The organism is Klebsiella sp. KE9456 (genome assembly GCF_043832615.1).
Lineage (GTDB): Bacteria > Pseudomonadota > Gammaproteobacteria > Enterobacterales > Enterobacteriaceae > Klebsiella > Klebsiella indica.
In genome coordinates, this window is sequence record NZ_JBDYQK010000001.1 from 400,817 (window position 1) to 419,437 (window position 18,621).

At 53.1% G+C, this 18,621-nt stretch carries 17 protein-coding genes; all 17 read left to right on the top strand.

The annotated features are described in order from the left end of the window. Positions 1–446: 446 nt before the first annotated feature. The 17 genes from ABK821_RS01810 to ABK821_RS01890 all read left to right on the top strand — a co-directional run bounded on the left by ABK821_RS01810 (position 447) and on the right by ABK821_RS01890 (position 18,617). The gene (locus tag ABK821_RS01810; protein ID WP_138359832.1) at positions 447–974 is read left to right on the top strand and encodes a fimbrial protein; all 528 of its coding nucleotides are present in this window, start codon (positions 447–449) and stop codon (positions 972–974) included. Between the two features lie 81 nt (positions 975–1,055). Then, positions 1,056–1,610: a fimbrial protein gene (locus tag ABK821_RS01815; protein WP_343178619.1), complete on the top strand. Its 555-nt coding sequence runs from the start codon at positions 1,056–1,058 to the stop codon at positions 1,608–1,610. 75 nt (positions 1,611–1,685) lie between these two features. Beyond that, positions 1,686–4,160, top strand: coding sequence for a fimbria/pilus outer membrane usher protein (locus ABK821_RS01820; protein WP_138359830.1), 2,475 nt, complete (start codon positions 1,686–1,688; stop codon positions 4,158–4,160). Positions 4,161–4,185: 25 nt separating this feature from the next. Beyond that, complete coding sequence (locus ABK821_RS01825) at positions 4,186–4,929, top strand: molecular chaperone (RefSeq protein WP_142502519.1); 744 nt, start codon at positions 4,186–4,188, stop codon at positions 4,927–4,929. Positions 4,930–4,947: 18 nt separating this feature from the next. Then, complete coding sequence (locus ABK821_RS01830) at positions 4,948–5,577, top strand: fimbrial protein (RefSeq protein WP_142502771.1); 630 nt, start codon at positions 4,948–4,950, stop codon at positions 5,575–5,577. After that, positions 5,577–6,626 carry a fimbrial protein gene (locus ABK821_RS01835; protein WP_142502518.1) on the top strand — a complete coding sequence of 350 codons (1,050 nt, stop codon included), beginning with the start codon at positions 5,577–5,579 and terminating at the stop codon, positions 6,624–6,626. Before ABK821_RS01830 ends, ABK821_RS01835 begins: the two co-directional genes overlap by 1 nt. Positions 6,627–6,635: 9 nt before the next feature. Then, positions 6,636–7,172 carry a fimbrial protein gene (locus ABK821_RS01840; protein ID WP_138359827.1) on the top strand — a complete coding sequence of 179 codons (537 nt, stop codon included), beginning with the start codon at positions 6,636–6,638 and terminating at the stop codon, positions 7,170–7,172. 22 nt (positions 7,173–7,194) lie between these two features. Beyond that, complete coding sequence (locus ABK821_RS01845) at positions 7,195–7,866, top strand: DNA-binding response regulator (RefSeq protein WP_138359826.1); 672 nt, start codon at positions 7,195–7,197, stop codon at positions 7,864–7,866. A gap of 197 nt (positions 7,867–8,063) precedes the next feature. Then, on the top strand, positions 8,064–8,270 hold the full coding sequence (locus ABK821_RS01850; RefSeq protein WP_138359825.1) for a DUF4762 family protein: 207 nt from the start codon (positions 8,064–8,066) through the stop codon (positions 8,268–8,270). Between the two features lie 67 nt (positions 8,271–8,337). Then, entirely contained in the window at positions 8,338–9,006 is a 669-nt protein-coding gene (locus tag ABK821_RS01855) for a DsbA family protein (RefSeq protein ID WP_138359824.1), read from the top strand. 2 nt (positions 9,007–9,008) lie between these two features. After that, positions 9,009–9,959: an ABC transporter gene (locus ABK821_RS01860; protein ID WP_343178618.1), complete on the top strand. Its 951-nt coding sequence runs from the start codon at positions 9,009–9,011 to the stop codon at positions 9,957–9,959. A 9-nt stretch (positions 9,960–9,968) separates the two neighbouring features. Beyond that, positions 9,969–12,080, top strand: a complete 2,112-nt coding sequence (locus ABK821_RS01865) for an ATP-binding cassette domain-containing protein (RefSeq protein ID WP_343178617.1) — start codon at positions 9,969–9,971, stop codon at positions 12,078–12,080. Continuing rightward, the gene (locus tag ABK821_RS01870) at positions 12,077–13,237 is read left to right on the top strand and encodes an efflux RND transporter periplasmic adaptor subunit (protein WP_308564464.1); all 1,161 of its coding nucleotides are present in this window, start codon (positions 12,077–12,079) and stop codon (positions 13,235–13,237) included. Before ABK821_RS01865 ends, ABK821_RS01870 begins: the two co-directional genes overlap by 4 nt. Further along, positions 13,237–15,180 (top strand): ABC transporter permease, encoded by a 1,944-nt coding sequence (locus ABK821_RS01875; RefSeq protein WP_343178616.1) that lies wholly within the window; start codon positions 13,237–13,239, stop codon positions 15,178–15,180. Before ABK821_RS01870 ends, ABK821_RS01875 begins: the two co-directional genes overlap by 1 nt. Then, complete coding sequence (locus ABK821_RS01880; RefSeq protein ID WP_343178615.1) at positions 15,177–16,574, top strand: TolC family protein; 1,398 nt, start codon at positions 15,177–15,179, stop codon at positions 16,572–16,574. Before ABK821_RS01875 ends, ABK821_RS01880 begins: the two co-directional genes overlap by 4 nt. Further along, positions 16,561–17,814 carry a beta-ketoacyl-[acyl-carrier-protein] synthase family protein gene (locus ABK821_RS01885; RefSeq protein ID WP_343178614.1) on the top strand — a complete coding sequence of 418 codons (1,254 nt, stop codon included), beginning with the start codon at positions 16,561–16,563 and terminating at the stop codon, positions 17,812–17,814. Before ABK821_RS01880 ends, ABK821_RS01885 begins: the two co-directional genes overlap by 14 nt. Continuing rightward, the gene (locus tag ABK821_RS01890) at positions 17,811–18,617 is read left to right on the top strand and encodes a MaoC family dehydratase (RefSeq protein WP_308564455.1); all 807 of its coding nucleotides are present in this window, start codon (positions 17,811–17,813) and stop codon (positions 18,615–18,617) included. Before ABK821_RS01885 ends, ABK821_RS01890 begins: the two co-directional genes overlap by 4 nt. Positions 18,618–18,621 lie beyond the last annotated feature (4 nt).

An 18,621-nucleotide genomic window follows, 5' to 3' on the forward strand; every position in this document is an offset into this window, starting at 1 on the left:
ATGCCGGTAAATGCGAGTGAACGATGCCGCTTCACTGATTTTTTGGCTCTCGACAATATTAATTGCGAATTTTTTGTTAATGGGTTGTAATATATGTTGTGATTGCTTTGCGTTTCTCTGTCATTAATCCGGTTTATTAGTTGCTTTTCGTAATTTGTTTTTAGGATATATCCCGCCTTCTTGCGAGTTAATTTTCTGATGCGCTGTGGCTCGCGAGTTTAAATGTTTTTTTAATTCTCTTTCCAATATATTCCTTTAGGCTTTGGAAATGATTTGATATGTTTTTGCGGTCAAGGGAAAGACTCAATGTAATTAAATTCTGAAGGGTGGGATTTAATTATTAAAAGGGATTTTCGGTGATGCGGAGGGCAGCAGGTTGTGTATAACGCTACAACTTTATTGCTCTTTACTTTTTAGGATAAAAATTTAAAACGCAGGAATTTTCTATGAAACTGAATAAAGTTGCTATGGCTGTGGCATTAACTGCTGCGCTGGGCTCTATGTCTGTACTGGCTGATAGCACTACCGGCAAGATTGAACTCTCGGGTGAGCTGGTAAATACCGCATGTGGTCTGGCACCGTCGTCCAGCCCGGTAACCGTTGATTTTGGTCAGGTTCCTGTTTCCCTGCTGCAGGGCGGTGGTCAGGCAACTGAAACCAAAAACATCGAACTACAGTATTGCGATACCACCGTTGCCGGCAGCGCTGTTGTTTCCTATAGCCCGTCCACAGTGAATCCGAACGATAGCACTCTGGCGGCGTTCACCTCCGGTCAGGCAACTGGCGCGGGCATTGGCCTGAAAGACAGCGCCAGCCAGACTGTTGTCTGGGGTCAGCCGACCACGGCGGTTACCCTGGTTGATGGTGCCAACACCATTCCTTTCGTGGCATTCCTGAAAGCAGAAAGCGGCGCTACGACTGTAACAGCAGGCGCATTCCAGTCAACGATCAATTTCACTATCGATTATCAATAATCGACGCTGAATTATCGTGCGCGGGGAGGTGTTCTCCCCGCAATATTTGAGGGACAGGCCAGATAATATAGGATTCTGAGTATGGTTAAGGATTCAGAGAAAAAGCGGCTGATAACGTTATTCGTATCGGTATTGCTCTTTTCCGGACATGCTTTGAGTACTAATTCTACGCCCGGGCAACTGGCGCTTTCTGGCGAGCTGGTCGCGGCTGCCTGCGATATCGATCCGGCCTCGCGAGAACTGTGGGTGGAATTTGGCAACGTATCCGCTCGCGACATTAATATGAACCGGGAAAGTCAGCTTATTCGGCCTTTTATGGTGCGCTTAGTCGGTTGTCAGTCTTTCGGCAGTCAAAATCAGTCAACGCCTGGTGCATATGCCACCATAACCTTTACAGGAAATGCGTCGTCGCAGGATCCCACCGTATTAATTCCCGATGGCGAGGGGAAGGGGTTTGGCATACAGATTCGCGATCGTCATGGAGAGGTTTTAACCTTCGGGGAACCCTCTTCGGGATATCTTCTGAGTGATGAGAATAATACGCTGAGATTCACCGCTTCATTGGTTCCGGTTCAGCAACATATTAAGGCTGGGGAGTTTTACGCCGTCACTCGCTTTTTTATGGATTATAACTAGAAACAAACCAGTTATTCATATTTTAGCTTGTTTGTTGTGCACGATATTTTACTGAATGATTCGGGATGAATAGTCATGTCAGCAGAACAGAAAATAAAAATAAATGTAATCCTCTCTCAGATAATGATCTTCTGCTGCGCGTCTATGTCTTACGCTTCAACGGATGTGGAATTTAATACTGACGTGCTGGATGCCGCTGACCGCAACAATATTGATTTAAGCCGCTTTGCTACCGACAATTATGTTCCGCCAGGCGACTACCTGTTGGACATTAAAATTAATGGTCAGGCCGTAGGGCAGCACAAGGTTCGTTATCTGCCCTCTAAAGATGGTAAGCGCACCCAGGCCTGTATTAACGGCGAAGTCGTTTCAAGGCTGGCCCTGAAAGAAGAGGCGCAACGGAAGGTAGAGCAACCGTTTCAGGATTGTTACAACGTACTGACCATTCCAGGCTCCAGCCTGAATAACTATGCCGGCGTGCTGGATATTACTGTCCCGCAGGCATGGATGAAATATAACGATCCAAACTGGACGCCGCCCGAACGCTGGGATCAGGGGATCGGTGGCGTTCTGTTTGACTATAGCCTCACCGGGCAATATACCCGGCAGCTCAATATGCACGACGATTACACCTCGCTGAGCGGCTATGGGCAGGCTGGCGCTAACCTGGGCGGCTGGCGCTTACGCGGTGAATACCAGACCAGCTATTACAGCTCGACGCATCAGTTCGATTTTGATATGGGTCGGATTTACGCCTATCGCCCATTGCCGATGATGGCGGCAAAACTGACGGCGGGAGAAATCTATCTTGATTCTCAGGTCTTTGATACCGTACGTTTTACCGGGCTTAATCTTGCCAGCGATGAGCGTCAACTGCCGCCGAACCTGCAGGGCTACGCGCCAGAAATTCGCGGACTGGCAAAGAGTAACGCGAAAGTCACCGTCAGGCAGAATGGACGCATTATTTATGAAACGACGGTCCCCGCCGGGCCGTTTAATATTCAGGATTTACGCAGTTCGGTGCGCGGTACGCTGGATGTTCAGGTAGAAGAGCAGGACGGCGCCATTTCCACTTTCCAGGTCAACACCGCCAATATTCCCTATCTCACGCGTCCAGGCTACGTGCGTTACAACGTGGCCGTCGGGGCGCCGTCCCGCTATAACCATAAAATCCAGGGGCCAGGATTTGCATCCGGCGATTTCTCCTGGGGGGTGACCAACGCCTGGTCGTTGTATGGCGGGTTGCAGACGGCGGGGGCGGGATATACGTCGGTTGCCGCCGGTATTGGCCGGGATCTCAGCATACTTGGCGCGCTGTCACTGGATGTCACTGAGTCTTACAGCCAGCAGCCAAATCAAAAACGCCTGAAAGGCACGTCGTTCAAGCTGAGTTATGCGAAGACTTTCGACGAATATAACAGTTCTATCACCTTCGCGGGCTATCGCTTTTCTCAGCAAGACTTCCGCTCATTCGCGCAATATCTGAATGAACGTTATGAAGGATACGACAGTCTCGGTCGGGAGAAAGAAATCTATACCATTACCGGGAATAAAACCTTCTGGGCCGATGAACCAGGCAAGGCGACGACCCTATTCCTGACCTATACCCATCAGAATTACTGGAATCGCAGTAGTCAGGATCGTTACGGCATCTCTCTGGGACGCTCGTTTAATATCGGCGACATCCGGGGGATCACCACCAATATTTCGGCATATCGTTCTGATTATCAGGGGCGTAAGGACGACTCTATTGCTTTTACGCTCTCCGTTCCCGTTGGCGACAGCAAATGGAGCGGTCTGGATATACAGACCAATAATGGCAAGACCAGCCCGATGCTCTCTTATACCGACAGCAGCGACTACAACAACCTGTGGCGGATTCGCGCCGGGGCGAGCCAGAATGGCTATGCCAATGTTGATGGCTATTATCAGCGTCGCTCGCAGTACGCCGAGATTAACAGCAACGCCAGCTATCAGCAAAATCACTATTTTTCACTGAGTAGCACTCTGCGCGGGGGCTTTACGGCGACCCGGCATGGCGCGGCACTCCACAACAGCGGCGCGACGCTCAATACCGCTCGCGTGATGGTCAATACCAACGGTATCGGCGACGTTCCGCTCAATGATGGTAAATCACGAACCAACAATTTCGGCATTGCCGTTATTCCAGACATCGTGAGCTACAACAGCTTTGATACCCGGGTTGATGTTGATGCGATGTCGGAATCCATTGAACCGGCAAAATCGATCAGTACCGCGACGTTGACGGAAGGTGCCATCGGCTACCAGGCCTTCGGTATGGCGAAAGGCGAGAAAATGATGGCCATCATTCGTCTGGCTGACGGGACTTACCCGCCCTTTGGCGCCGAAGTGATTAATGGCGATGGCGTAAGTGTGTCGATGATTATGGAAGGTGGACAGGGATGGCTGGCAGGGGTCAATCCGCATGAACGGCTAAACGTGATGTGGAGTGGGAAAACGCAGTGTCAGATCGCCATCCCGCCATCAATAGAGCATCGTTCAGCATCCGCGCTATTGCCGTGTAAATGACAGTGACAGTAATAAAAGGCGAAAAATGAGTATAACAAGCAACAAATTCGGCTGGATGGGTGTCCTGATGCTGGCCGCAGTAAGCGGCAGCGCTCAGGCTGGCGTTTCGTTGGATCGTACTCGCTTAATCATCACCGGTAAGGACAGTTCGGCAAGTGCGAATTTAACCAACACCAGCCCGGATATTCCTTTCCTCGCGCAATCGTGGGTTGAGGACAGCAAAGGCAACAAAATCACCTCTCCGCTGGTGGTGCTGCCGCCTTTACAGCGAATTAACGGCGGACAAAAAGGGGTTGCACGGGTTACGAAAACCGACGGTATCAACCAATTGCCTCAGGATCGTGAAAGCCTGTTTTATTTAAGCGTGCGCGAAATTCCGCCTAAACCGGATAAAGCGAATGTCCTGCAGTTAGCCATGCAGTCGCGGATTAAATTATTTTACCGCCCGACGGCCATTATTCCTAAAAGCAAAAGTGAGGTCTGGCAGGACCAGGTCGTCTTTCAAAAGCGCGGTAACAAGATGATCGCGCAAAATCCGACGCCCTATTACATCACCATTATTAGCTTAACTCGGGCTAAGGGTGAAAAAATAACCAAGTTCCCAGGGGTTATGATTGCGCCGAAATCCAGCCTGGAATTTAGCGTAACCGATGCCAGCGTCAGTAATTTCGCGATGATGTATGTGAATGATTATGGCGGTCATCCGGAACTGAAATATCGCTGTGAAGGAAATACCTGTAAGGCGCTCCCGCCATCGCAGCAAGGATAATTGAAGAGGAACCTGATGATGAAAACGCGTTTATCGTTATTAGCACTGTTTGTCTTCGGTATCAGTATGCAAACGCTGGCCGACGCTGTTATTCCGCTACAGCCGCAGCACTATAACCAGGATCATCAGGGGGAAGATGGCGGTAATGTGATATTCCATGGTTCCGTTTATGCTTCGCCGTGTGTTCTTGCACCTCAGAGTCGCCTGCAGATTATCGAAATGGGGGAAATTAGCGCCCGCCGTTTTCATCAGGCGGGTGATCGTAGCCAGCCGGTACTGGTACGTGTCGATCTGAAAGATTGCCTGAAAGGGGCTTCACAGGCGCGCGATAGCATGGCGGCGAAGACCACGGGAAACAGTAAGCACCTTTATACCACCGGCGAACAGGCGGTACAGTTAACATTTACCGGTGAGTCGGATGAGGTGAACCGCCAGTTATTGCGCCTGACCGGCAGCATGTCAGGTGCTGGTATTCGCCTTCTGGATACGAAAGCACGAGCGCTGGATATTAATCAAACCCAGCCGCCATTTATTGTGAAAACCGGCGATAGCAGTCTGACATTTATTGCCGTACTGGAGTCCACGGGACGAAATGTTATTGCAGGCGACTTTAGCGGGCTGCTGCGTTTGAAAATGGAGTATCTCTAATGGCGACAATGGTTATCGGGCGTAAATCTCGTGTCGCTATTGTATTATGCGGCAGCTTATTGTCTCTGGGGGTGAGTGCGGTTGAGGGAGAAATTACCCCGGTTGGTGGCCCTAAAATGTATAATATTGATGTCACAACCCAGAATATTACTAACAACACCGTCGGCGCGACTATTCCTTATGAGTTTGCATTAGGTGGGCAATATGCTGGCGTGGCGTCCTGTGGGACCACTATGACGAACCAGCCGATTTTTTACACGGCGACAGCCTCGCTGCTTCAGCCGGGAAGTAGCCCCGGTTATTTAAAACTGAATGACTACATGGATGTAAAAATTGAAATATACATCCGCGGTAATCGGATGGAATACCTGTCAGTGCCTTTTGATAATGAATCAAACCAGGCGTTTCAGAATAGTTGTTCATCGCCAGGTGTACAGTTTAATAATTTTGAGTCCGGCGCGAAGGGGCGGGTGACGTTTATGATCACCAAACCGATTGTTAACGGCGTTAATCTGCTGGGCACGGAAATAGCCAAACTTTATGGGCGTCTGGGGAATCTCAGCGCAGGAATGGGCTCTACGCCAATGTCCATTGTTTCAATTAACTCGGGCGTCATTACCGTTCCGGACAAATGTATCATTAATGCCGGTTCACCGATTACGGTCGATTTTGGCACGATTCCTGGTTCAGCGGCGTCGCTTAATGGCTCGAATTATAGCCAACCGGTGCCGATTCAGGTGAAGTGCGAAGGTGGGAGTTTTACCAGTGGTAGTCTGAATATTCGGCTTGGAATTCAGCAGGCGAATACCGCCAGTTTTAATAGCGATTATTTAGGAACCACCGGGGCCGTCGACCGTTCCAATCTCGGCATTATTTTGAAAGATTCCGCTGGGGGTTTAGTCGCCGCGAATCACTTTTATGATGTCCCGGGCTTTACGAACAACCAGGGAACCTGGAATTTGACCGCAGCCCCTATTGCGCAGGCCGGAAGCGACGTTCTCGAGGGGGCATTTCAGGCATCAGCCACCGTGGTGGCGGAGTTTCAGTAAGGGAACAACATGCGCCAGTTAATCGCATCGATAGTCATCATATATTCATTGTTTTCGGCAACCGCCGTGCATGCCATCGGTGAGTTGATCGGCGGTGACTTGAAGTTTCAAGGAGAGGTAGTAGCTCACGGTTGCAGCATTGACCCTTTATCAAAAAATGTTGTCGTGGATTTTGGCGAGATTTCTGCCCGCACACTCTATGCGGAAGGAAAATCCTTGCCAAAGGCATTCGTTATTACGCTGAAGGATTGCAGTACGGCGGTGTTTAATTCCGTCACTGTGACGTTTAGCGGGACGGAAAATACCAATATGAGCGACCGCCTGGTGGTGACGGGAGCCGCCAGCGGCATCGGTATCGGTTTTGAAGAAAGCGACGGTACGGCTATTTCACTGAATGTACCGACGACCGCGCTGGCAATTTCCGGTACCTCTATGAGTTTAAATTTCAACGCTTTTGTGGAAGGAGAGCCTAACGCCTTGAGTAACAAAACCTTGCAAACCGGGGGCTTTCAGGCGACAGCGAATTACACTTTAAACTATCAGTAGAACAGATCAGGGATGATGAATAATGAGTCGCCATTTCTTTCTCTACGATAAGAATATCTTTTTTTCCGAAGGGGTGCGTAATGTGGTTTCAGCGCTTGCTACACGTGAAAATGATTGCACCTTCTCAAGGCTCAATAGTTTTTCACAACTGAGAGATACGTTGCAGCTTCCCGGCAAGAAAAATGAACTGCGTTGGATCCTTTGCGATGTCGACAGTTTACCGGAAGAACGCTTCCATGCACTGTATACGATAAAAGAATACTATTGCCGGGAAAATCAGCAACTGGTGATTTTATTAAGCGAGAATAATATTTCTCTTTTTTTTGCACTGCATTCGCTGCTCCCGGAAGCAAGCTGGTTATTAAAGAATGAGTCACTGGAGAATTTTTTTAAGTTTGTTGAAAGTGCTAATCTTATGGTGGCAAAAAAGATATTTTTTAGCCGCTCGTTGATTCATTATACCCGGCAAAAATGGTTGGCCAGGGATTTTAATCGCAGCATCTCCAGCGATGACTGGTGGTTGATGGAAGAAATATTCAAAGGGAAATCATTGTCACAGATTTCCGCTGAGCAACAGATTGATGTTCGCCGACTGAGCCGCTGTAAACGTGGTTTGATGAAAAAGCTAAATGCTAAAAATAACGTTGAGCTTTTTAATATTTTTAAGTGCATAGTCGCCACGCCTTGCGCATAACGTTGCACAAAATATGGCATCGACAGAATAACTGGCCGCTCTCTAAGCCAGTTGGTAAGAGCCTATCCCATTAGGACTATTTTGCTTGTCATTTTGAACCTGGGCAGTGCTCAAACTGTCTGCGCCAATAACGCCTGGTGGGATAGGCTCTAAGTGTAAGAAAATACAATCAATGGAAATCGTTAAGGATCTAATAAATGCAAAAATTAAGCATGATTGAAGCATCAGCTATTATTGGGGGATGCAAAGAAGTGTGCACCACCTCTTATGAATCGGTCATTATTGGCGGTGTCTCTTCTTGTAAAGAAGTCACCACCTGTACTGATAAGTACGGCAACTCAACCGTTAGTATGAAAGATGCTGCTAACAACATGTGCTTTGTGCCGAATCGCATTCGCCAGTAATTTCTCTGCCAGATGGAGGGGCAGCTCTCCATCTATTTATGCGCCATTTTCGCGAGTCTGGTATCGAATGAAGATAAAACCCATTACCGCTGTTGGCTATACCTTTCTGGTCGCATTAATTTCATCGCTGATAACCGTACTGTGTTATCACATTTTTGTATTTAACACATTTTCGCTGGACAGCAGCAAACCTTCGGCGCTACGAAAAATAGATAGTGCAACGGTTGCCAGTAGCCCGATAAAACACGAAAACAGTGTTATTGAAGTGATGTCTTACGGCTGCCACTACTGCGCCTCAAATGAAGAGGATATTGAAAAATTCGCCGCCTCGTTGCCGGAAGATAGCACATTTGAAGTGATCCATATTACTGCTGAAAGAAATGGACTGGCAGTTTATGCGCCGGTTTTTGCGACGCTGGAACTAATGGGCATTGAGCGCCAGATGCGCGATCGGGCTTTTAATGCGGTGATGACGCGCGGTATTAATCTGGCTGATGATGATGCGCTTAATGCCTGGTTGAAAAAGAACAATATCAATGTCGCAAAATATCATCAGGTACGCCAGAGTAAAGCCGTTGATGAACGCCTCGCGTATATGGCGAAAATTACCGACCTCTACGACATCAACGCAACGCCGTTGTTTATCATTAATAAAAAATGGGTGGTGGCGAAGGATCGTCAGTTCCCTGAATTTGCCGACTATATGCGCCAGTTACTTACCGAGGACAAGGAGTAAGCGTGGTGCGCTTTCTGATCGTCTGGTGCGTCTTCAGCGTAAGAAAATGGTCCACTCAGCTTGTCCGGCGCTATCGTCCTTGCCGGAGGGGCGGCAATAAGGCAGTACGCGGAGTGATGCGCCATACCGCCATGCCGTTACTGTTTATAACGGTTCGGTCACTTTGTCGGCTGGGCGTATTGGGCAGGCGGTATCGCGGGCGTACCGCGGTGGCGACGCAAAATTACCGTTGTCTGACCGGCGGTAAGGGGCGAATTGATACGGCATGGATGGCCTTCCGCCGCCAGTTGCTAGAATTCGGGGCGACCTGGGGGCAGCATCCGGTCACGTTGTCTGAAATTCAGGCGTGTACGCGGGAACTTGATGCGATTGTCGCCCCGCTGGTGGCGCAAAAGACGCCCGTTGTGCTGGCGCCCCTGCATTGTGTGTCCGATATTTTGGCGGCGATAGTCGGCGCTGGCGTAACCCCAGGAAAAGCCAGCGTGGTGGTCTCGTCCAGTGCGGAAAACTATACCGTCGACAGCCGTAAAACGGGCGGCGTCGCGCTCTCTTACTGCTCTATCCATCAGGATAATCGGTCGTTGGCCAGCGAGTTGATGGCATTGCTGACAAACGTTTCGGAAGGGCGGGAAAATATGATTATTTTCCCGGATATTCCTGCCGACTATACCGTACAGACTCATGAGGCGCAGTCCGGAAAAATAAATTGTCGGCTATTTGGCCGCCCGGCGAAATTACATAACGGGGTGCAGCGGTTTTCTCGCATCGTGTCGGCACAGGTCGTTTTTTATCATCTTTATTATCAGCAAGGAATAAAGATAAAAATCTATCCTCCGCAATCAGCGAAAGAGGTGGCGGGAAACTTGCCGACAATAATTGAAAACACTCTGCGTGACTATCCGCAGGACTGGCTGTTATGGCATAGCCACTCGCTTTATTTTATTAATCACTGACGCATTATAATGAAAACAATTATCCCTGATATGGTTTTTCAGGAAGAGAGCAATGAGTGCGGCCTCTCCTGTATTGCCATGCTGGCGCAAACGCAAAATATTCCGTGCTCGCTCCCGGCATTGCGGGAAATATTCCCGGCATCCGATCACGGGACATCGTTGAGCGATTTATCTGCTATTCTGCAACAGCTCGGGATCGCTACCGTTCCGGTCCTGTTCGATCATGATGAAATTCATGCGCTGCCGTTCCCGTCCATTTTGCACTATGGCGCCAGCCACTATGTCCTGCTGGCGTGGCACAAAGGCGATTACGTCTGCGTGATGAACCCGGCGATTGGCCAACAGTGGTTGCCATTCTCGGCGTTAAAAAAGGAGATCAGCGGCTATGCGCTGATCCTCGAAGAGTCTCCTTCCGCAGGCGTTATGTCCCCATCGGCTATCGCTGATGTTCAGCAAGCGATGCCAGGGGCGATGAGCCTGAAGGAGACGGCGGCGGTACCGGGAATTTACACGCTGATGCTATTAACGTTTCTGGTCTCGCTGACGCTGTTTTTAATGCCGACGATGGTCAGCCACGCAATTAATCAGGCTTTTTCTGACGTCGGGAACGCACAATTTCCTTACCTGTGGTTCATCCTCGCCTTTGTCGTTTCCACATTGTTGGCGTTAGGCGTCAGGGTGATTAGCGAACGTTTCATTCGCCGTTTTGTATTGCTCAATAGCGACATCGGTTTTTCCAGATTGCTGAATAACCCGCTGCGTTTTTTTGAAAAACGCGCGCCGGGGGATATTTTTAGTCGCTTTATTGCCTGGCAGGGAGGGATGATGCAAAAAATCGAGCTGGATAACGGACTGCGCTCGGACTGGATTATTTGCGTCATCGCGATCGGCATTATGTTCTGGATCTCACCGGTGCTGGCGCTAATTTCTGCTGTTGGCATCGTGGTGATGGGGCTGATTAGCGTCTGGGCGATATTCCGCGACCGCTGGTATACCCAGCAGCTACAGCTCAAAAGCGCGACGCTGAATGACTTTTTGATGGAAACGTTGCAAGGAGTGTTAACCATCAAAACCGCCGGACTGGAAACGCAGCGCAAAGCACAGTTTGCCCGCTTTTCTTATGACCTTTTTCGTTGTCTTCAGCGGCAGAAAGTGTATCAGCAAGTCAAAGAGGGGCTGTATCAACTGACCGGAAGCCTTGAGATGGTGGTTTTTATGCTGGTGGTGCTGCCGTTGGTACAGGCTAAACAGATCTCGCTGGGCGACTTCTTCGCCTACAGCTTCTTACGGCAGATTTTTACCTCCTACGTCACGCGGCTGTTCTATGCCGTGATCCGCAAATCACAGCTGCATGTCATTGACACCCGTGCCCGAAGCCTGTTTACAAAACGCGATGCTGCATCGCCGGTATTTTCACCGCTCTGCGTGGATGAGGCGCCGCGGCTGGCGTTCGAGCAGGTGAGCTTTCACTACGATCCGCGGAGAACGGTGCTGAACGCCGTTGATCTGATTCTGGAACCGGGGGATCAGGTGGCGATCGTTGGCGACTCAGGCGCAGGAAAGAGCACCTTGCTGCGCCTGATGGCCGGACTGTTTTCCGCGCAACATGGACGAATTTTGTTGAACAACGATGAGGCGAGTGCGCAGCAGCTGGCCTTGCAAGTGTGGTTACAGAGTCAGGAAGATATTCTGTTTAATGCCTCTGTGCTGCAAAACATCACTTTATTTGACCCATGGTATAGCGACAGCGATCGCGGGCGAGTGGAAGCGTTACTGACGAAAATGGCGCTGGGACCGGTGGTTCAGGCGTTGCCGGGAGGCATGGAGGCGCTGATCCGCGAAAGCCATTCCGCGCTCTCTTTAGGCCAGCGTCAGCGGCTGATGCTGGCAAGGGCGCTCTACAGCACACGGCCTATTTTGCTGTTTGATGAGCCGACCGCCAATCTTGATGATGCAACCGCCGAGACGGTGATCGCAGCGTTGTGCCAGCACTGTCGTGAACAGGGAAAAACGCTGATTGTGGTGACCCACAGCGCGCCGATTTTACATCATTTCACGCGAGTTTATTGTCTGCATGACGGCGAATTGCGGGATATCGGGCAGGGAGCACCAGGCCGATGATGCGAGGATTTTTACGTCGCCGTAAAACGTTACTGCTTGCGCTGACCGCGATGGCGATCATTATCGTTGCGGTTTTATACCCGCGTTCGTTTCCGCTGCAGGACGAGTCACTCTATAGCGTCGCGCTCGATCGCGGGGATATCGAAAAGGTGGTGCTGGCAAGCGGCATTATCAAACCTGCGGTCCAGGTGCGCGTCGGCGCTCAGGTTAGCGGTCAGCTACGCAAGCTGTATGTACGTCAGGGCGAACGGGTGAAAAAGGGGCAGCTATTGGCTGAAATCGACCCGACGCTGCAGCTTTCGGAGTTACGCAACGCTACCGCGCAACTGGCCAGCGCCAGGGCGCAAAAACTCGCCTCGGAGGCCATGCTGGAGCAGTACCGCAAAGCGCTGGCGCGGGAACAGGCCATGAATCGCGAGGGATCCGGGGTAAACAGCGATCTCGAACAGGCGCAGGCGCAGTATGCCGCCCAGGTTCAGCAGGTTGCGGTCAATGAGGCGCAGATTGTGCAGGCGGAAATGAGCGTACAGACCGCCAAAGCTAACCTCGGCTACACCCGCATTCTCGCCCCTATGGATGGTGAAGTGCTGGGGATTGTTACCCGTGAGGGGCAAACCATTGTTTCCTCGCAAATCGCACCGACCATTCTGGTGCTCGCCGACCTTGATAAAATGCAGGTACAAACGCGTATTTCTGAAGCGGATATCCAGAAAATCCATCCGGGACAGCCACTGTGGTTTTATGTGATTGCCGATCCGCAGACGCGCTATGAGGGGCAGCTTGGCTATGTCCAGCCCGCCCCGCAGGAGGCGCTGGAAGAACAAAATAGCGCTGCTTTTGTCAGTAATCAGCAAAGCAGCGCGATTTACTATAACGGCACCTTTGAGGTGGATAACCGTCAGCGATTGCTGAAAACCTCAATGACCGCCCAGGTGTTTATCCGTATCGCCCAGGTGAAAGATGTACTGCGGGTGCCGGTCGCCGCGCTGGGGCGTGCTCTCGGTGATGAGCGCTACCTGGTGAGGGTGGAAAAGGAGAACGGCAGCGAGGAGCGAACCGTGCGTATCGGGATTAACGATCGCCAGTATGCGCAGGTGCTTGAAGGATTGCGGCCCGGCGAACGGGTGGTGATCCCGCAGGACGCGGGGCCTGGCTGATGACGAATCCGTTAATTGTCCTGCACAACGTTACCCGTCATTTTGCCGCCGGGACGCAGACGATCCCGGTGCTGAAATCGGTCTCGCTGACCATTATGCCCGGCGAAATGGTGGCGATCATGGGAGCTTCCGGTTCGGGTAAATCAACGCTGATGAACATTATCGGCTGCCTGGATAAGCCCAGCAGCGGCGAGGTTTATATTAATGGGATCGCCGCTCATCAGGCCAATAGCGCGGTGCTGGCGGAGTTGCGCAGCCGCTGGCTGGGCTTTATTTTTCAGCGCTATCACCTGATGCCTTATCTGACGGCGGAAGAGAATATCGCTGTCCCCGCACTCTATACCGCTATGCCCGCCGCTGAACGCCAGGCGCGAATCGCGCTACTGGCGGAAAAATTGGGGATTGATGCGCGTTTACAGCATAAACCGGCGCAGCTTTCCGGCGGGCAGCAGCAGCGGGTCAGCGTCTGTCGGGCGCTGATAAACGGCGCGCAGATTATTCTCGCCGATGAACCTACCGGGGCGCTGGATAGCGTCAGCGGCCGGGCGCTGATGGATGTTCTGCACCAGCTCAACGCCGACGGGCACACGGTGATTATCGTCACCCATGACCGCGAAGTGGCGCAGCAGGCGCAGCGGATCGTCGAGATCAGCGATGGACAGATCGTCGCCGATAATCGCTATTCCGCGCGTGATAATGATGACATTCAATTGCTGCCTGCGGTACAGGATAACGGCCGGGCTTCTCTTTCTCGCAGCGTGGCGGAGTCAGTACGGATGGCGTGGCGCGCGTTGCTGGGCCATCGAATGCGCGCCTTTCTGTCGATGCTTGGCATTATCATCGGTATCTCATCGGTGGTCTCCTCCATGGCGGTAGGCGAAGGCGCCCGGCGGACCATCATGGACGAGATAGGTAAGCTGGGTAACACCACTCTTGAAATCCGCCCCGGTACCGGTTGGGGCAGCAAGCGTCCGGATATGGAACGGGCGCTGTCGCTGGAAGATATCGCCAGCTTCAGCCAGCAGCCCTGGGTGCTCGGCGTGTCGCCCGTTGTCTCCAGCATGACGACCGCGGTGCGTCAGGGATTTGACTCCTCAATTATTCTCTCCGGGGTTTCCGCCGACTATTTCTCATTGCAGGGGATCCGTTTTATTCATGGCAACGGTTTTACTCACCGCGATGTCAATGATCGGGAGCCGGTGCTGGTACTGGATGAAACCAGCAAAGAGACGCTGTTTCCGGGCAATGAAGATCCGTTGGGGAAAATTGTGCAAATCGCCGGCGCGCCGTGGCGGGTGATCGGTATTGCCAGCAAACCGGGGCCGAAGGTGGTCAGTGGATTTATGTCGGCGTGGATCCCCTACACCTCGCTTCTGCAGCGGATTTCCGGCGATAAGCCGATGGAGGCGCTCACGCTGCGCTTTCCGGAGACGCTATCGCCGCAGGAGGCCGCGCGGCGTGCGGAAAGGCATCTTATTCGCGAACACGGTAAAAAGGATTTCTTTGTCCAGACTGACGAACAGCTTGCCAGCACGCTGCAAAAAACCTCTGACTCGATGTCGCTGCTGATCACCGCGATTGCCGCGATTTCGCTGTTGGTCGGCGGCGTCGGGGTAATGAATATCATGCTGGTGTCGGTTACCGAGCGAATCCATGAGATTGGTATTCGCCTGTCGGTGGGCGCCCGTCCGTCCGACATTATGCATCAGTTCTTGATTGAGGCGGTGATGATTTGCGCACTCGGCGGGCTGACGGGGGTGTTAGGCTCCTGGGTCGCCGGTAACCTGTTTGCGCTGCTGACGCAGGCGTTTTCGATGGTCTTCACCTGGCGACCGGTGGTGATGGCCTGCGGTTTTTCCGCCCTGATTGGCCTGACGTTCGGGTATTTCCCGGCGCGCAGAGCCGCGCGGCTTAATCCGACGGAGGCGTTGGCACGCGAATGAGATCCTCTCTTTTATTGATGTTGATAATCCTGCTCACCGGCTGCGGGAACCTGACCCGCAGCGATTATCAGCGTCCGCTGCTGTCGGTGCCTGCACACTGGCAGCGGACGGAGGCGCTGAGTATGACGTCTTCACAGGAGAACGCGGGACGCTGGTGGGATCGTTTCGGCGACGAGCGGCTGTCGCGGGTGATCGGTCAGGTGCTGGAAAGTAACAACGATCTGGCCGCTGCCGCGTTAACGCTAAAACAGGCGCGTATTTCAGCCGGGCTCACCGGGACGAATATCAGCCCTGAGGCGACGCTCAACGGCAGTGGTACGCATTCAAAAGCGTTAAATAGCGGACGTTCGCAGGAGAGTTACAGCGCCTCCTTGTCATTAAGCTATGAACTGGATCTCTGGGGCAAGCTGGCGCGGGTTCGCGAACAAAGCGAGTGGGAAGCGATTGCCAGCGAACAGGACTACCGGGCGACAATCCTGTCAACCATTGGTACCACTGCGCAGCTTTACTGGAATATCGCTCTGCTGAATCAACAGATGGCGTATCAGACGGTTAGCCTGGACATTGCCAGACAGACGCTGGCGCAGATTGAGTCCTGGCAGCGGGCAGGGAAGGTCGGGCGGCTTGATGTGCTGCAGGCCCGGCAGACGCTCATTAGCCGCCAGAATGAACGGCTTGCCCTGCAACAGCAGCGGGCACTGGCACGCAACGCGCTGGCGCTGCTGCTTAACCGACCACCCGCCCAGCATAGCGATGAAGCCCCCGGGCTGGATGTTCGCCAGCGTATCGCCATTGATTCCGCAACCCCGCTGGCGGCGCTCGCCAGCCGACCCGACCTGCAGGCGGCGGAGTCCCGTCTGCGCGCGGCGCTGGCAGGGTCGGATGCCGCGCGGCTGAGCTTCTATCCCACCCTTTCGCTACAGGGAACCCTCAGCGCCGGGAGCCAGATTTTTCGCCAGTGGTTTAGCGATCCGCTACGGGTTGTCGGCGGCAGCGTCGGCGCCCCCTTTATTCAGTGGAATACGGTACAGCTCACCGTGGCGCAGGCCAGCGTCAAGGTACAGCAGGAGGCGGTGAATTTCCGCACGACGGCCTATACCGCGCTGTCGGAAGTGGATAACGCCATGGAAAAACGGCTTAACGCCGACGAGCAGCGCGATCGTTTGTTGCAATCGCTGCAATGGGGTCAGCAGCGTCTGACGCTCACCGCGAGTCGCTATCGGGCGGGCGCGGTGGACTACCAGACGCTACTGAACGCCCAGGATGCGCTGCTTGATGTGCAGAACAGCCTCGCACAAAACCAGTACGACTATCTTTATGCCACTTTGCAGCTCTGGCTGGCGCAGGGAGGCAATAACCCGCAACAGAGGATATCCCGACATGCGTCACAGTAACCCTCCCTATCGCGTAGTGATAACCGGCTATGGCGCAGTGACTCCTCTGGGCGATAGCGCCGCCGAAAGCTGGCAGGCGATCATGGATTATCGATACGGCTACCGCTATGTGGATCTTTCGTCTCACGGTATTCATACCCATTTTATTGGACAGGTGGCGAACGAACCGAGTCTGAAGGGCGTTCCCGCCGTCATTCGTCGGCGTCTGCCGCGCCACGCGCGCCTTGCGCTGGCCGCCGCGCGGGAAGCGATGGCGATGGCTTTTGCCGGTGAACAGCCCGCCGCGTTTTATGAGCCGCTGATGTGCGGCGCGATTATTGGTTCCGGTTGGGCCGGGTTAGATGAAAGCTATCTGGCGGTGCCGGAGTTTGAGAAAAAAGGCGTCTCTTCACCCTTTAGCTGCTTTTTCTCGATGCCGAATGTCACCACTGCCGCCTGTAGTCAACTGTGGAACTTACGCGGATATCAAAATACGCCGGTTGCCGCCTGTGCCACCGGCACCATCGCTATCGGCGAGGCTTATGATGCGATTCGCTTTGGACGCGCCAGCATGATGCTCGCCGGTGCCGGGGAGTCATTAAACAGCGTTTGCGCCATCTGGAATATTGATGTGCTTGGCGCGCTGAGCCGGGAAACGGAATCGCCGGAGCGTGCCAGCTGCCCGTTCAGCCTGCAACGCAGCGGGTTTGTACTTTCGGAGGGGGGAGCGGTGCTGTGCCTGGAAGAGCGTGAGCGTGCGCTTGCGCGCGGCGCGACGATCCTCGCGGAAGTCACCGGTTATGCTAATTTTTCCGATGCGGTGGATTTTACCTCCCCGGCGGAAGATTGCGTGGCCCGCGAACAGACCATCCGCTGGGCGCTGCGCGGCGCGGATCTTCAGCCCGCCGATCTCGACTATATCAACGCTCATGGCACCTCGACGCCGCTTAACGATATTAACGAAACGCAGTCGCTGAAAAAGGCCCTGGGTGAATATGCGTACCGGATCCCGGTTTCCAGCACTAAAGCCTACTCCGGGCATCTGATCGCCGCAGCAGGAAGCTTTGAAACGATCGTCTGCCTGCAGGCGATGGCGTCCGGGATCATGCCCGCGACGGCGCATTTAACCCAACCCGATCCGCAATGCGATCTTGACTATATCCCTGAAGGGCATCGTCAGGGCGAGGTTCGCCGGGCGCTGAATCTCAGCTTTGGTTTCGGTGGCGCAAATGCCGCGCTGGTGCTGGAGAAACATGCGTGAAGCGGCTTCATTACACCCTTGCCGACGCCCGGCAGTGGGCGGCTTTTTCCGGGGATGATAATCCAATCCACTTCGATCTTGAGGCTGCGCGCGCAATGGGCGGCAGTCAGCTGAGCGTTCACGGGATGCGCGCGTTGCTGGACGTGAAACGCGATGTCCAGGCGCGGTTGCCCTATCTGATGTCTGATGCCGGACGTTATCTGAAATGCCGGGTTCGTTTGCGCAGGCCGCTATGGTGCGATACCGACTGGTTGTTAATGCCTGGAGCGGCGAGAAAGCACATTTTATCCGCCGCGACAGTCAACGATCCACAGCGCGGCGAGGCCTGTTTGTCATGCCAGCTCAGCTTTGCCGCTGAGCCGGAATCGCTGGCGGGAAAGCAGCCCAGCACGCTTGCCCCCCGGACGCTACTTGCCCTGCAATCTTATTTCAACAGCGCCTGGCCCGATCTTGCGCAGTGGCAGTTTCTCGACGCGTTGCTCTTCCGCCAGTTGATTTGCGATGAAGCGCTGCTGCGCCAGGAGAACATTGCCGTTCTGCTCGGTCAGGGGGAAACCTCGTTGCAGCAAATCTTTACCCATTATCCGGTGCTGCAAACCCATCAGGAAGTGGTGTTCGATACCCGTCTTATGAACACAGGGGGGCCGATCTGGCCCGAATCTCTGTCGCTCTGGCTGCTGCCCTCGCTGGTGGTCGGCCAGGTGGACAAGGGAGCAGTGGTGCGTATTGCCGCGGCGGCACAGTGGGATGACCTGATAATGACGAATGTGCTTACGCTAAAAGTTGGTCCAGTTATTAATTGATAAA